The organism is Nonomuraea bangladeshensis, from assembly GCF_039529455.1.
Lineage (GTDB): Bacteria > Actinomycetota > Actinomycetes > Streptosporangiales > Streptosporangiaceae > Nonomuraea > Nonomuraea bangladeshensis.
In genome coordinates this window covers 203520-216320 of the sequence record NZ_BAAAMV010000004.1, presented here as the reverse complement: position 1 = coordinate 216320, position 12801 = coordinate 203520, and the positions used below count along the sequence as shown (strand labels likewise).

The 12801-nt window shown below is 70.8% G+C and carries 13 protein-coding genes; 8 read left to right on the top strand and 5 right to left on the bottom strand.

Annotated elements, in window-relative coordinates; genetic code table 11:
* Nucleotides 1–86: 86 nt before the first annotated feature.
* Complete coding sequence (locus ABD292_RS12805) at nucleotides 87–1736, top strand: hypothetical protein (protein ID WP_344207361.1); 1650 nt, start codon at nucleotides 87–89, stop codon at nucleotides 1734–1736.
* A 147-nt stretch (nucleotides 1737–1883) separates the two neighbouring features.
* On the opposite strand, the gene ABD292_RS12800 is transcribed toward ABD292_RS12805, so the two are convergent.
* Nucleotides 1884–2591: a sulfotransferase family protein gene (locus ABD292_RS12800; protein ID WP_344207360.1), complete on the bottom strand. Its 708-nt coding sequence runs from the start codon at nucleotides 2589–2591 to the stop codon at nucleotides 1884–1886.
* Nucleotides 2592–2823: 232 nt separating this feature from the next.
* Between ABD292_RS12800 and ABD292_RS12795 the strand changes: the two genes are divergently transcribed.
* Entirely contained in the window at nucleotides 2824–3315 is a 492-nt protein-coding gene (locus ABD292_RS12795; RefSeq protein ID WP_344207359.1) for an NUDIX hydrolase, read from the top strand.
* A 4-nt stretch (nucleotides 3316–3319) separates the two neighbouring features.
* On the opposite strand, the gene ABD292_RS12790 is transcribed toward ABD292_RS12795, so the two are convergent.
* Nucleotides 3320–4516, bottom strand: a complete 1197-nt coding sequence (locus ABD292_RS12790) for a TolB-like translocation protein (RefSeq protein ID WP_344207358.1) — start codon at nucleotides 4514–4516, stop codon at nucleotides 3320–3322.
* Nucleotides 4513–5040 (bottom strand): SigE family RNA polymerase sigma factor, encoded by a 528-nt coding sequence (locus ABD292_RS12785; RefSeq protein ID WP_344207357.1) that lies wholly within the window; start codon nucleotides 5038–5040, stop codon nucleotides 4513–4515. Before ABD292_RS12785 ends, ABD292_RS12790 begins: the two co-directional genes overlap by 4 nt.
* A 128-nt stretch (nucleotides 5041–5168) precedes the next feature.
* On the opposite strand from ABD292_RS12785, the gene ABD292_RS12780 reads away from it, so the two are divergent.
* The 3 genes from ABD292_RS12780 to ABD292_RS12770 are packed head-to-tail and all read left to right on the top strand — an operon-like array spanning nucleotide 5169 to nucleotide 7409.
* Complete coding sequence (locus ABD292_RS12780) at nucleotides 5169–6098, top strand: alpha/beta hydrolase (protein ID WP_344207356.1); 930 nt, start codon at nucleotides 5169–5171, stop codon at nucleotides 6096–6098.
* Between the two features lie 33 nt (nucleotides 6099–6131).
* Nucleotides 6132–6587, top strand: coding sequence for a GbsR/MarR family transcriptional regulator (locus ABD292_RS12775; RefSeq protein WP_344207355.1), 456 nt, complete (start codon nucleotides 6132–6134; stop codon nucleotides 6585–6587).
* Nucleotides 6588–6596: 9 nt separating this feature from the next.
* Nucleotides 6597–7409, top strand: coding sequence for a class I SAM-dependent methyltransferase (locus ABD292_RS12770; protein ID WP_344207353.1), 813 nt, complete (start codon nucleotides 6597–6599; stop codon nucleotides 7407–7409).
* Here the strand turns inward: ABD292_RS12770 and ABD292_RS12765 are convergent.
* Nucleotides 7397–8011 (bottom strand): YdeI/OmpD-associated family protein, encoded by a 615-nt coding sequence (locus ABD292_RS12765; protein ID WP_344207352.1) that lies wholly within the window; start codon nucleotides 8009–8011, stop codon nucleotides 7397–7399. The genes ABD292_RS12770 and ABD292_RS12765 overlap by 13 nt on opposite strands.
* Before the next feature lie 114 nt (nucleotides 8012–8125).
* On the bottom strand, nucleotides 8126–9082 hold the full coding sequence (locus ABD292_RS12760; RefSeq protein WP_344207351.1) for an Lrp/AsnC family transcriptional regulator: 957 nt from the start codon (nucleotides 9080–9082) through the stop codon (nucleotides 8126–8128).
* Nucleotides 9083–9163: 81 nt separating this feature from the next.
* On the opposite strand from ABD292_RS12760, the gene ABD292_RS12755 reads away from it, so the two are divergent.
* From ABD292_RS12755 to ABD292_RS12745, 3 genes are all read left to right on the top strand, one after another.
* Nucleotides 9164–10027: an NAD(P)H-binding protein gene (locus ABD292_RS12755; RefSeq protein WP_344207350.1), complete on the top strand. Its 864-nt coding sequence runs from the start codon at nucleotides 9164–9166 to the stop codon at nucleotides 10025–10027.
* Complete coding sequence (locus ABD292_RS12750; RefSeq protein WP_344207349.1) at nucleotides 10024–11088, top strand: FAD-dependent oxidoreductase; 1065 nt, start codon at nucleotides 10024–10026, stop codon at nucleotides 11086–11088. Before ABD292_RS12755 ends, ABD292_RS12750 begins: the two co-directional genes overlap by 4 nt.
* Nucleotides 11089–11395: 307 nt before the next feature.
* Nucleotides 11396–12790, top strand: coding sequence for an MFS transporter (locus ABD292_RS12745; protein ID WP_344207348.1), 1395 nt, complete (start codon nucleotides 11396–11398; stop codon nucleotides 12788–12790).
* Nucleotides 12791–12801 lie beyond the last annotated feature (11 nt).

The following is a 12801-nucleotide window of genomic DNA, read 5'->3' as shown; positions in this document are numbered from 1 at the left end:
GTGTCGCGCGACCGAATGATCTTGACGTGGGAGCATCTGTGAGTCGTTATTTAGAACACACGTTCCCATCCCGGCAGGAGGCTCTCGTGTCCCCATCCCTGGTTCGCCGATTAGCCGCTTACTGCGGCGCCGCCGGCCTGATCGCCGGCCTGCTCACCGTCACGACCCCCGCCGCCTCGGCGGCCGGCACCACCACCGACCTCGGGGCCACCGACTCCTACACCGCCGACCTGGCCGTCGGCGGCGGCCGGGTGTTCGTCCCCGTCGGCGACCGCATCATCGTGGCCGGCACTGACGGAAACCTCACCGGCGGCGTCGTCACCGGCCTGCCCGGCGTCCAAGAGCTGGCCGTGAACGCGGACGGCACCCGCCTGTACGCGGCTCTCACCGGCTCGAACGAGGTCGCCGAGATCGACACCGCGAGCCTCGCCGTCACCCGCCGGATCGACCTGTCGGCCCACCCGTGCCCGTCCACCCTGGCGTTGCTGGGCGAGCGGTTGTGGGTGGGGCACGGATGCGACAACGGCCCCGGCGGCGTCGTCGGCCTGGATCTCAGCGCGAGCGCCCCGGCGCCCGTGGCGGTTGGGGGCGAGCACCTGCGGCCTCCCGTGCTCGCGGCCGCCGGCGACACGCTCGTGGTCGGCCAGACCGCCCTGCACCACGCCGACATGCTGGTCTACGACCTCGGCGACGGCGCCCCCACGCTGCGCGGCACGATCGATGGCGCGAAGTGGCGCATCAACTCCCTGCGCGACCTCACCCTGAGCTCCGACGGCGGCACCCTGTTCAGCGCGGCCGACACTCCCGGTCACTTCACCAGGTACGACACCAGGACCCTGGCGGCGACCGGCACCTACGGCGACGGCTGGGACGGGTACCCGTCCGCCGTGGCGCTCGGCTCGGACGGCGCGTACGTCGCGGCCGGACGCCAGTGGGGCAGCACCGACCTCACCCTCTACGACGCCGCGACGGGCGCGGAGCTTTTCGCGGCCGACCAGCCGGACGCCGAACTGCTCCCGGACGGCGTCGCGTTCTCCGGCACGGACGTCTTCGCGCTGCTGCGCAGTTCCACGGACCGGCTGCTGCTGTGGCGGGTGACGGGCGTCGCGCTACCGGCCACCAAGCTCACGATGACGGGCCCCGCGGACGCGTACGCAGGCTCGCCGATCACCGTCGAGGGGCGACTCACCCGCGCCGACGGCGAGGCGCTCGGGCTCAAGCCGCTCACGGTGATCCAGTACCTGCCTGGCTGGACGAAAGTGCCGATCATCGGCGTGACGACGCGGCAGGACGGCACGTTCACCTTCCAGGACACGCCCGTCTTCGAACTGCCGCCGTACATCGGCGAGGTGATCTACTGGGTGTTCTGGGACGGCGACGACAGCCACCGCCGCAGCAGCGCCTCCGTCACCGTGACGGTCAAGCGCGAAGCCGCGCTCACCCTGACAGGGCCGCAGTCCGGCGTCGCCGGCACGGCCGTGGAGCTGAGCGGCGTCCTGACCTCGGGCGGCAGGCCGCCCTCTCCGGGGTCCACGCTCACCGTGCAGCGCACCCTGTACATCAAGGGCACCATCGGTAGGACAGTGAAGCTCCCGCCGGTGAGGGTGAACGCCGACGGCACGTACACGTTCACCGACACGCCCGTCAACGCCGGCAGGTACAGCTACCTCGCGAGCTATGCGGGGGACGGCGGGACCGGACCGGCCCAGGCCACCCATCAGATCATCGTCCAGTGACCCGATGACCGGTGCCCGGCCGCCGGGCCGGGCACCCCGGCAGGGATCCGGTGGTGACGCCGGCCACGTCACCCCCGGACGGCCGGGTGTCACGCACCGGCGTGCCCACCCGGATCGTCACGATCGAGCCGCCGCGCCCGTTGTGCGTCAGGTGGCGGGGTGGAAGGGGAGGCCGATGTTCTCGCCCTGCATGAGCCGGTCGATCGACTCCTGCATCACCTTGCTGTCGTTGAGGTGCGGGAACGGCTCACCCACCGGGACATCCACGCCCAGGAACGCGCACAGCGGCTCCCAGCCCTCGCGCACGTCGAACACCAGCAGCCGCTCAGGCGGCACGCTCGCCTTCACCGTGGCGACGTGTCGCTCGAACGCCAGCAGGCTGTCCTTCTCGTCGAGCGGCACGCCGAAGGGCTTGTCGCTGCCGAGCCCCTCCCTGATCATGCGCTCGAGCAGCGGACGGGTGGTGTTCATGTTCTCCACCAGCCCGGCCATCTCGGGCGCCAGGTTCTCGCTCTGCAGGCGGGCCGGGCCGTTGGCGATGAGCGTCTGCATGCTCGCGATCCAGGTGTGCGGGTCGCGTACGGTGAGGACCACCTTGGCCTGCGGGTATGCCTGCGCCAGCTCGCGCCAGAAGAACGCGGCCGGCCAGTCGACCGAGGAGCGGAAGCCCTCTAAGACGTGTTCCCAGTCGGGCACCACGGCCGGGTCGGCCAGGGGCGCCCAGCGCCGGGCGCGGTCGGGGTCGGACCCCACGTCGAACATGTGATGGCAGGGCCCGAACCCCAGCCTCTCCAGCGCCGCCTTCATCGAGCTCGTGCCGGTGCGCGGGAAGCCCGCGCCGATCACAGTCAGCATGGTCGTTCCTCCATGGGGGATGTCGGTCGCCCACGATCATGGTGGTGTGATCCTGGTCACGGCAATGCCTTGAAGAGAAGTCAGCTCGCGGGCAGCTCCACGGTGAGCGTCAGGCCGCCCTCCTCGGCCTCGCTGTAGTCCCGGGGAAATTTCCATCGGACTTGCCTGACCTGCAGCGATGGGCAGGGCCGCCACCAAGGGCTTGTCAGTGGCCTGTGCGACCGTGTGCCGCATGGGTGAGCTGGTCGAGCGGGTGGATGAACAGGACCGCGTGCTGGAAGTCGTGGAGCGCGCGGAGGCGGTGCGCCGGCGGTGGATGCATCGGATCGCGACGACGATCTGCCGCGATCCGACGGGGCGGATCCTCGTGCTGCGCCGAGCCGAGGGGCATGTCCGCTTTCCCGGCCACTATGACGTGATGGTCGGCGGTGCCGTGGGCGTAGGCGAATCCTATGAGGACGCGGCGGCCCGCGAACTGGTCGAGGAGCTGGGCACCGGCGTCCCGGTCCGCTTCCTGTTCAAGTTCCTGTGCCGGGACGGGATCGGCCCTGTCTGGTTCGGGGTGCACGAGGCTCTGATCACCGAGCCGTTGACTCCGGACCCGTCCGAGATCGCCTGGCATGCCTGGCTCACCGAGCTCGACCTGCGGGAGGTGGTCGAGCGAGGGCCCTTCGTCCCAGGCGGGCGAGAAGCCCTGCGCCGCTGCCTCGGCCCCCGTAGATGATCCGTCACAGGGTGCCGGGGAAGCCCGGGAGCACGAGGTGGAAGAAGCCTTGGGCAGTGTAGGTGGCGAGTTTTCTGGCCTGGCCGGTCTCGACGTTCACCGCGTAGGCCGTGAAGGGAACGTACGGCGGGTCGAGGCTCGGCGCGGGCGCGTCATCGTCGCGCTCATGGCAGACCAGGGGCTTGGCCAGGGCCGTGATCTCGTGAGGGCCGGTCCAGCCGCGCAGGTGGACCTGGTTGGCTGTCATGGACAGGCCCCGCACGGACACCTTCCGGAGCACCTTGCCGGTTTTCCGGTCCAGATGCACGAGGTCGGCGCCGCTTCTCAGGCATCCGGCGATGCCCGCCTGCACACTCTCCACCGCGACGACGCTGTTCCCGTCGGGCCCGAGCGCGCCGACCAGGTAGCGCCCGGCGACGTCGACGGTTGCCGTGTTGCCCGCAGTGGATGTCTGCCAGAGCCGGGTGATGGTCCGCAGCCGGGTCCTGGGCGCGTACTCCGCCAAGGTGATCGTGTCACCGTCCGGGGACAGGCCGATGGGGTTCCAGCCGTTCGGCAGCGGCCGGGCCATGCGCTCGCGCAGGTCGAACAGCATGGCCGGGTCCTTGAGCGGCGGTCGCTTGGTGAAGGCGAGGAAGCGGCCGTCATCCGACAGCAGGAGGTGCGCGATGCTGCCGAGCCAGGCTGTGGGCACCTTCGTCGGCGCCGTGATCACCCTTCCGGAGGCGAGGTCGCGCACCGCGAAGGTGCCGGCCTCGGTGTCGTAGTACGCGATCTTACGGCCGTCCCGGCTGATCGCCAGCGGGCTCTCCCGGAGCCCCGACGTGGAACCGGGTCGGGCCTGCGCCACCCGGTACGTCGTGCCGCCACGGGTGACCACCCGCCAGCCGCCGTCCACACATCCCGCCGGTGCCTTGCCCCTCTCCGGCCGGCAGAACGTCATGAAGGCGTGGCTCAGCGGCCCGACCCCTCGCGCCGGCAGGTCGGTCACTGTCCCGGGCGCGACGGCGGGGTGCGGCCGTGCGGGCTGCAGCCGTACAGCGGACGTCACGCCGAACGCGATGGCGACGACCGCAGCGGCCGCGACGAGCGAGGTCGTCCTGCGCCGCCGCCGCTTGCGGATCTCGATCGTCCGCTCGGTCAGGTCTACCTGGGGCGCGTTGCCGGCCACGTCGTCCAGCGCGTCTCGCAGCCAGGTCATCGGTGTGCTCCCTTCAGGTCTTCCATTTCGGCGAACTTCGGCGCCAGCTCCGGCGCGAGCACTCGTAATCGGGCGAGCGCATGATGGGCCTGGTGCTTGACCGTGCCGATCGAGCAGCTCAGCAGCTTGGCGGTCTCGTGTTCGGTGAGGTCCTCGTAGTAGCGCAGCACGATCACCGCCCGCTGCCTGGGCGGTAGTTGCGCGAGCGCTCGCAGCATGACGATCCGGACAACCGTGGAATCCTCGGTGGAATACGGCCGATCCGGCGGCTCGGCTCTCGGCAGCTCGGTCAGCCTGGCCAGACGCCGGCGCCAGGAGATGTACTGGTTGACCAGGGCCCTGCGGGCGTACGCCTGCGGATTGGCGACGTCCGCCAGCTTGGGCCAGCGGCGCAGCACCTTCAGCAGCACACTCTGCAGCAGGTCCTCGGCCAGGTGGGCGTCCCCCGTGAGCAGGTAGGCCGTCCGCATCAGCGACTGCTGATGGGCGGCCATGAACTCGCGGAAGCTGTCATTGGGGTCCAAGATGACTCCTCTCGCCCGTACCGACGCCCGTGATCGGCAGATGGTTGGGTCACTCCCCTTCTTGGATTGACATTGCTAGCTATTTCAGTCATGTTTGAAATAACTAGCAACCAAGCGTGGAGCAACCCATGGAACACGTGACCTTCAACAGCCTCGGCACCCGCTGCGCGGGCGACCTCTACCTGCCCGAGACGAGCGACCCCGTCCCCGGGCTCGTGCTCGGGCACAGCGGGGTGATGGTCAAGGAGGCGCTGGCGTTCTTCGCGCCGTACTTCGTGAAGGCCGGCTTCGCCGTGCTGGCCATCGACTACCGGACGGTCGGCTCCAGCGAGGGCGAGCCGCGCGGCCTGGACTACCCGGAGCGGCAGGTCGAGGACTTCCGCAGCGCCGTGTCCTACCTGCAGACCCGTCCCGAAGTGCAGCCGGATCGGATCGGGGTGTGGGGGGTGAGCATCGGCGGCTCGGTCGCCACCCAGGCCGCCGTGCTCGATCGGCGCATCAAGTGCGTCGTCGTGCAGAGCCCCAGCGTCTGGAACGGATGGCGGTACATGGAACGCCTCCTCGGCCGTGCCGGCGTCCAAGCGCTGCGCGACCAGCTGCAGCAGGACTGGCAGCGGCGCTACGAAGGCGGGCAGAGCGCGCGCGTGCCGCACCTGACGCTGGAGGGCGACAGCGTGAAGGACACCCCGGACATGTCGACGCGCCTGTTCCCCACCTACCGCAACGAGAAGGCCCTCGACTCGGCCGAGCACCTGCTCACCTTCGCGCCGGAGAACCTCATCCACCGGCTCGCGCCGACGCCGCTGCTGATGATCGCGAACGGCGGCTGGGACCCGTACCACATGCTGGAGGAGGCGCAGAGCGCCTTCGCCAGGGCGGGCGAGCCCAAGCGGCTCGCGGTCCTGCCGTACGACGTGCTCGGCCTCTACACCGGCCCCGGCCTGGAGGAGGCGATGGCGCTCGCCATCGACTGGTTCGACCTCTACCTGCGCAGGACCCGGCTCGCGGACATCACCCCGACACCCACGTACGAGTCGGTGGCCGCCATGACACAGTGAACCGGCACACGATCAACAACGGAGGACGCGACGATGAGCACTGAGGAAACGCAGGACCGGCAGCTCCGCTGGGTGGAGCGGGTGGCCGCCTTCTGCGTCGAGGAGTGGGGGCTGCCGCCCATCACCGGACGCATCCTCGGCTGGCTCATGATCTGCGACCCGGCCGAGCAGTCCGCCGGCCAGATCGCGGACGTCATCCAGGCCAGCCGGGCCTCGCTCACCTCGAACATGCGCTTCCTCACCGCCATCGGCCTGGTCAAGAAGGTGAGAAGGCCCGGCGATCGCGTCTCCTACTACCGCATCGAGGACGACGCCTGGCAGAAGGTCATCCAGCGCAAGCTCGACAGCCTGAGCGCGTTCGGCGAGATCGCCGACGAAGGGCTCGACATCGTGGGCGGCGACGGGCACCGCACCGAGCGCATCAAGGCCGCCCACGACTCCCTGACGTGGCTGCAGAACCTCGCGGCCCGTCATCCGCTACGCCGTTAAGGAATCCCCATGCAACGCTGGCAACCCAAGCTCGGGCTGATCCAGGAAACACTGCTGCTCACCCTCCATGCCCGAGCCCTGGACGCCGGGCAGCCCAGCCCGATCCTCGGCGACACGCTCTCCGCCGACCTGGCCGGCACCATCGACTACGACTTCGGCAAGCTGAAGGTCAAGCCCAACCTCGTCCTCACCACGGCGCTGCGCGCCAAGAAGCTCGACGAGGTCGTACGCGCCTACACCGCCGCTCACCCCGGATGCGTGGTGCTCGACCTGGGCTGCGGCCTGGACACCAGGATGTTCCGCTGTGCTCCCCCGCCCGGCGTCGACTGGTACGACATCGACTTCCCCGAAGTGGTGCACCTGCGGGCCGCATGTCTGCCCGGCCGTTCCCACCTGGTGGGAGCCGACCTCACCAGCTCCGACTGGCTCACCGCCATCCCCGGTGACCGGCCGGCGATGATCGTCGCCGAGGGGCTGCTGCCCTTCATGCCCGGCGACTCCTTCCAGGCGATGACCCGCGCGCTGACCGCCCATTTCCCTTCGGGCGAGCTCGCGCTCAACGGCTACACCCGCTTCGCGGCCTGGGCCATGAAGTACCACCCGACCATCAAGGCTCTCGGCATCAAAGCCGCCCAGGGCTTCGACGACCCGCACGAACCGGAGTCCTGGGATGCCGGCCTCAAGCTGGTCGAGGAGCAGATCCTCACCCGCGCACCGGAGGTGGCCCGGTTCCCGCAACCCCTGCGCGCGCTGACCCGTCTCACCGCCCGCAGCACGGCCTTGTCCCGGCAAGGGGCCCGAATCCTCCGCTACCGATTCTGAGCCGTGCCGCCGAGGGTGCGCTTCTGCGGGTGGAGCGTCTCGCCGCGGGCGAGCATGTCGACGAACTGGGCGATACGGCGGGCCCGGGTCTCGGCGCGTTTGGCGTTCGTGATCCGGTAGAGGATCGCGTAGCGGTTCTGGGAGGTGAGGATGTCGAACATCGCCTGCGCCTGGGGGCTCGCGGCCAATGCGGCGGCCAGGTCGGCCGGCACCTCGATGCCGGCCTGTCCCGCGTAGGCCGCGTCCCAGCGGCCGTCGGCCTTGGCGCGTTCGACCTCGGTCATTCCGGCCGGATGCATCCGGCCCTCGCTGATCAGCCGGGTGACGAGGGAGACGTTCCGCGCCGACCAGGCGCTCTGCCTTCCGCGAGGGGTGAAGCGCCGGCAGAAGGTGAGCTCGTCCCGCCGTCGTAGCTGACCGTCGATCCAGCCGTGGCACAGGGCCTCGTCGAGCGCCTGGTCATAGGTCAGGCTGGTGGGCCGGGTCGTGTTCTGCTTGGCGAGGACCAGCCACACCCCTGCCGAGCTGGCGTGGTGCGTGCTGAGCCACTCCCGCCAGGCTCGGGCGTCGGTAACGGTCAGTTCCGGTAGTTCGTCGCTCATCGTCATGCGCCCCTGGTGATCATCTCGTCTTGCCGCCGGTATGTTCCGCCGGTGACGTTACGGTATGACCCGGTTGCCACCAACGGGACGGCGATGACGCACGATCAGCGGAAGTCAGCGCGGCAAGGCGCCCACGCGCTTGACCGTACGGATCACTGGCGCGGTCTCCAGCTCACGCACGCCGTGCAGCGGCGCCACCCGCTCGGTGAGGTAGCGGTAGAGGTCGCCCGTGTCGCGGCAGGTCACCCCGGCCATGAGGTTGGTGGGGCCGGTGGTGGCCGCCACCACGTCGGCCTCGGGGTGGGCGGCCATGGCTTCGCCGACCGCGACCAGGGCCGACGGCTCGACCTTCATCCACAACCAAGCCTCGGCGTGGTAGCCCAGGGCCTGCGGGGAGATCTCGACGTCGAACCTGAGCGTGTCGCCGGCTCGCAGTTCGCCGAGGCGACGCCGTACGGTCGTGGGCGACCACCCGCTGGCCGCCGCCAGCTCGCCGATCCCGGCCCGCCCGTCCTGGGCCAGCACGCGCACCAGGGTGTGGTCCTGGGCGCTCAGCGCCACCTCCTTCTCGTACGGCAGCGCGGGCCGGATCCGCTCGGCCTGCTCGTCCGTGAGCACCGCGACCCGGCTGCGCCATCCGGCGAACAGGTGCAGGGTCGCGTGCGCGGACATGGCCACGATGCGCGGGGTCCGCGGCAGCTTCTTCAGCAGCAGGGCGTCCCCGTCCTGGTCGTCGCCCGCCTGGACGCCGCAGGCGATCTCGGTGCCGCCGGACAGCAGGCGGACCCAGGAGGTGTCGTCACGCCGGGCGATGGCCTCGGCCACCCGGCCCGCCGCGTCGGGCGCGCACACCAGGCGCACCGACCACGAGGTACGGCCGAGGCGCCCGCCGTTGAGCCAGCCTGCCACGCGCAGGACGCCGTGCGCGCGCAGCCTCCGGTAGCGGCGGGCGACGGTGTGCTCGGAGACGTCGAGCGCGTCGGCGATCGTACGGAAGGAGGCGCGGCCGTCGATCTGGAGCGCGTGCACGAGAGCGTGGTCCAGCGCGTCCAGAGCGCTAGTTATCGCCATGCTTCACCAGTAAACGCGATTTATCGCCACAAGGTGGCGCGTGGAGTGCGTGACCGCCGCGGCGAAGGGATTCTTTGCCGCATGAGCACTTACCTGGTCTTCGGCGCGACCGGCAACGTCGGCAGAAGGGTGGCCGAGCGGCTGGCCTGGAGCGGCGCCGCCGTACGAGCCACGAGCCGCACCCCAGAGGCCGCGAAGCTGCCCCAGGGCGTCGAGGTGATCACTCCCGCCCTGGACGCGCCCGGCGCTCTCGACGGCGTCGACGCCGCGTTCCTCATGTGGCCCTTCCACTCGGCCGAGCCCGCCCGCCCCATCGTCGAGGCGCTCCAGCGCCGCGTCCGCCGCGTCGTCTTCATGACCGGCGGCGGCGTACTGCCCGGAGTCGAGCCCGAGAAGCAGCCCAGCCCGGTCGCCCGCTGGCACGCCACCGTGGAGCAGCTGATCAAGCAGTCCGGCATGGAGTGGACGGTGCTGAGCCCGAGCACCTTCATGGCCAACGCCCTGTGGTGGAGCGCGCAGATCAGGGCGGGCGACCGTGTCCGCGGGGCCTTCGGCTCGCTGGCGACGACGCCGATCCACGAGGACGACATCGCGGCGGTGGCCGTACACGCGCTGACCGAAACGGGGCACGAAGGACACCGCCACACCCTCACCGGCCCCGAGGCACTGACCCAGGCCGAGCAGGTACGGCTGATCGGCGAGGCCATCGGCCGCCCGCTGCGCTGGCAGGAGCTCACGCCGGAGCAGGAGCGCGCCCGCCTGCTGGCCGATCCCGGCTTCCCCGACGACTTCGTCGACGAGCTGCTCGACGGCTACGCCAAGATGGCCGCCGCCCCGCCGCCGGAGGTCACCTCCACGGTGCCCGACATCACGGGGGCGCCCGCCACGAGACTGTCGGCGTGGGCCGCCGAGCACGCCGCCGACTTCGGCGGTGACCCGCGATGAAGGTGATCGTGGCCGGCGCCGGCCTCGGCGGGCTGGCCCTCGCCAACGGACTGCGCGGAGCCGGCATCGACGTGGCCGTCCATGAACGCGACCGGTCGCCGCTCGTCCGCCGCCAGGGCTACCGCCTGCACCTCAGCGACGTCGGCATCGACGCGCTGACCAGCGTGCTGACACCGGAACGGCGCGCGGCCCTCCTAGCCACCGCCCACACGCCCGCGCCCCGCTTCGTCCGCTTCGATCCCACGCTCAAGGAGTCCGACGTCGTCGAACACGGCGGACGCCACCTGTCGGTCGACCGGCGCACGCTCCGCGACGCCCTGCTGGCCGACGTGGCGGAGACGATCACGTACGGCAGCCGGCTGACCGGCTTCCAGCTCGCGGCCGACCACGTTACGGCGCGCTTCGACGACGGCACCGCCGTCACAGGCGACGTCCTGGTCGGCGCCGACGGCATCAACTCGGCGGTCCGCCGCCAGTACCTGCCGCACGCCCGCATCGCCGGCACCGGCCTCGTCCAGCTCTACGGCAAGATCCCCGTCCGGCTGGCCGAGGGCATGGACAACGTGTTCACCGCGATCACCGGTCCGGGCCACCGCACGGTGGGCGTCGGGCGCACCCGCGACTACGCCACCTGCTCCTTCGGCGCCCGCGCCGAAGACCTCCCATCCGGCCTGGACGTGATGACGCAGGATCAGCTCAGGTCTCTCGTCATGGACATGACGGACGGCTGGCACCCCCTCGTCCGGCGAATGATCGCCGAGTGGCACGAGGTCTTCCCTCTGGAGCTGCGCACCAGCGTCCCGGTCCCGCCCTGGCGGACCACCCGCGTCACGCTGCTCGGCGACGCCGCCCACGCCATGAGCCCGGCGGCCGGGGCCGGGGCCAACCTCGCCCTGCGCGACGCGGCGGCGCTCAGCGCGGCACTCGCCCGCGGCGGGCCGCTCATCCCGGCGCTGGGCTCGTACGAGCAGGAGATGATCGACGCCGGGTTCGCCGCGGTCCGCGTCTCCGCCGCCAACGGCGCCCGCTTCCTCGGCCAGGACCCCCTGCCCTCCGGGTAGGCGTCCCGGAGTTGCACCGCCCCGGCATCGGGTGTTACCGTCACCCGCGTCCGGTTGATCACCTCCCGGACGATCCGCACCTAGCGATCCATCAGGAGCCTCGAGAACAGACGAACACCACGGAGAACCTTGATCGATGACCCCGCGACCGGGGCGGATCAGGGTTGAGAGGGCCAAGTAGGCCGGTTCGCGTCAGGTTCACACCTGACCAATCCCATCTCCATCGCCCGTTCAGGGCCGATGTTCTTCTCCCGTTCGTTCGGCAGGCTCCGCTGCGGAGCTTGCCTCCCTGATCGCAAGGATGTCCGTGACCTCCCGTTCTTCCACGCCCACGTTGTCCGGTGACACCACCATCGTGGCCCTCCTGCTGGCAGCGGTCTTCCTGTCCCTGCTCGACGCGCAGATCGTCGCCACCGCACTCCCCCGCATCGTCGCCGACCTCGGCGGCCTGGACCGGTTCGCCTGGGTCACCACCGGCTACCTCATCGCCGGCAGCGCCGCCGTCCCCGTCCACGGCAAGCTCGGCGACCTGTACGGCCGCAAGCGCGTCTTCCTCGTCTCGATCCTGGTCTTCCTGGCCGGCTCGGCCGCCTGCGGCCTGGCCCAGACCATGACCCAGCTGATCGCCTTCCGCGTCGTCCAGGGCATCGGCAGCGGCGGCCTGTTCATCTCGGTCCTGGCCGTCCTCGGCGAGCTGTTCACCCCGCAGCAGGGCGCCCGCTACTACGGCTGGTTCTCGCTGACCTTCGGCGCGGCGTCCCTGACCGGCCCGACCATCGGCGGCCTGCTCACCGACCTGGCAGGCTGGCGTTCGATCTTCCTGGTCAACCTGCCCCTCGGCGTGCTCGTCGTGGCCGTCGTCGCGATCCGGCTGCACCTGCCCGCCCGGCGCGGACACGCCCGGATCGACTACCTCGGCGTCGTCCTCCTGGCCGCCGCGATCGTCGCGGTGAACCTGCTCACCACCTGGGTCGGCACCGCCCATGCCTGGACCTCCCCGATCACCCTCGGCCTGGCCGCCGCCTGCGTGCTGCTGCCGGTGCTGTTCGTGCTCGCCCAGCGCCGCGCGGCGGACCCGGTCATCCCCTTGCGCCTGTTCCGCGACCGTACGTTCTCCGTCGTCGTGGCGGTCGGCTTCGTCGCCGGGTTCCTCGGCCTGGGCATCGTCAACTATCTGGTGCTCTGGCTGCAGGCCGTCCTGTCCCTCAGCGTCCGGACCTCCGGCTACCTGCTCACCGCGATGATGCTCGGCGTCGTGCTCACCTCGTACGCCTCCACCAAGCTGATCGCCCGCACCGGCTCCTACCGCCGCCATCCCGTCGCGAGCATGGCCCTGTTCGCGCTGACCGGGCTGCTGTGCGTGGCCGTCGACGCCGGCCCGGTGCTCGCGACCGTGTTCCTGCTGCTGTACGGCATCGCCGGCGGACTCAACTCCCAGGCCCTGACCCTGGCCGCCCGCAACGCCGCCGGCCGTGACGACATCGGCGCCGTCCAGGGCACCGCCACCATGGCCAGGCAGACGGGCACCGCGCTGGGCACCTCCTTCTTCGCCGCCCTCGTGACCAGCCGGCTCCCGGCCCAACCCGGCCCGGCCGCCTACGCCGACGCGCTGCACCTGGTCTTCCTCGCCGTCATCCCGATCGCGCTGATCGGGCTGGCCCTGTCCCTGTTCCTCCCTGACACCAAGCTGTCCCGTTCCTGAACGAAAGGACC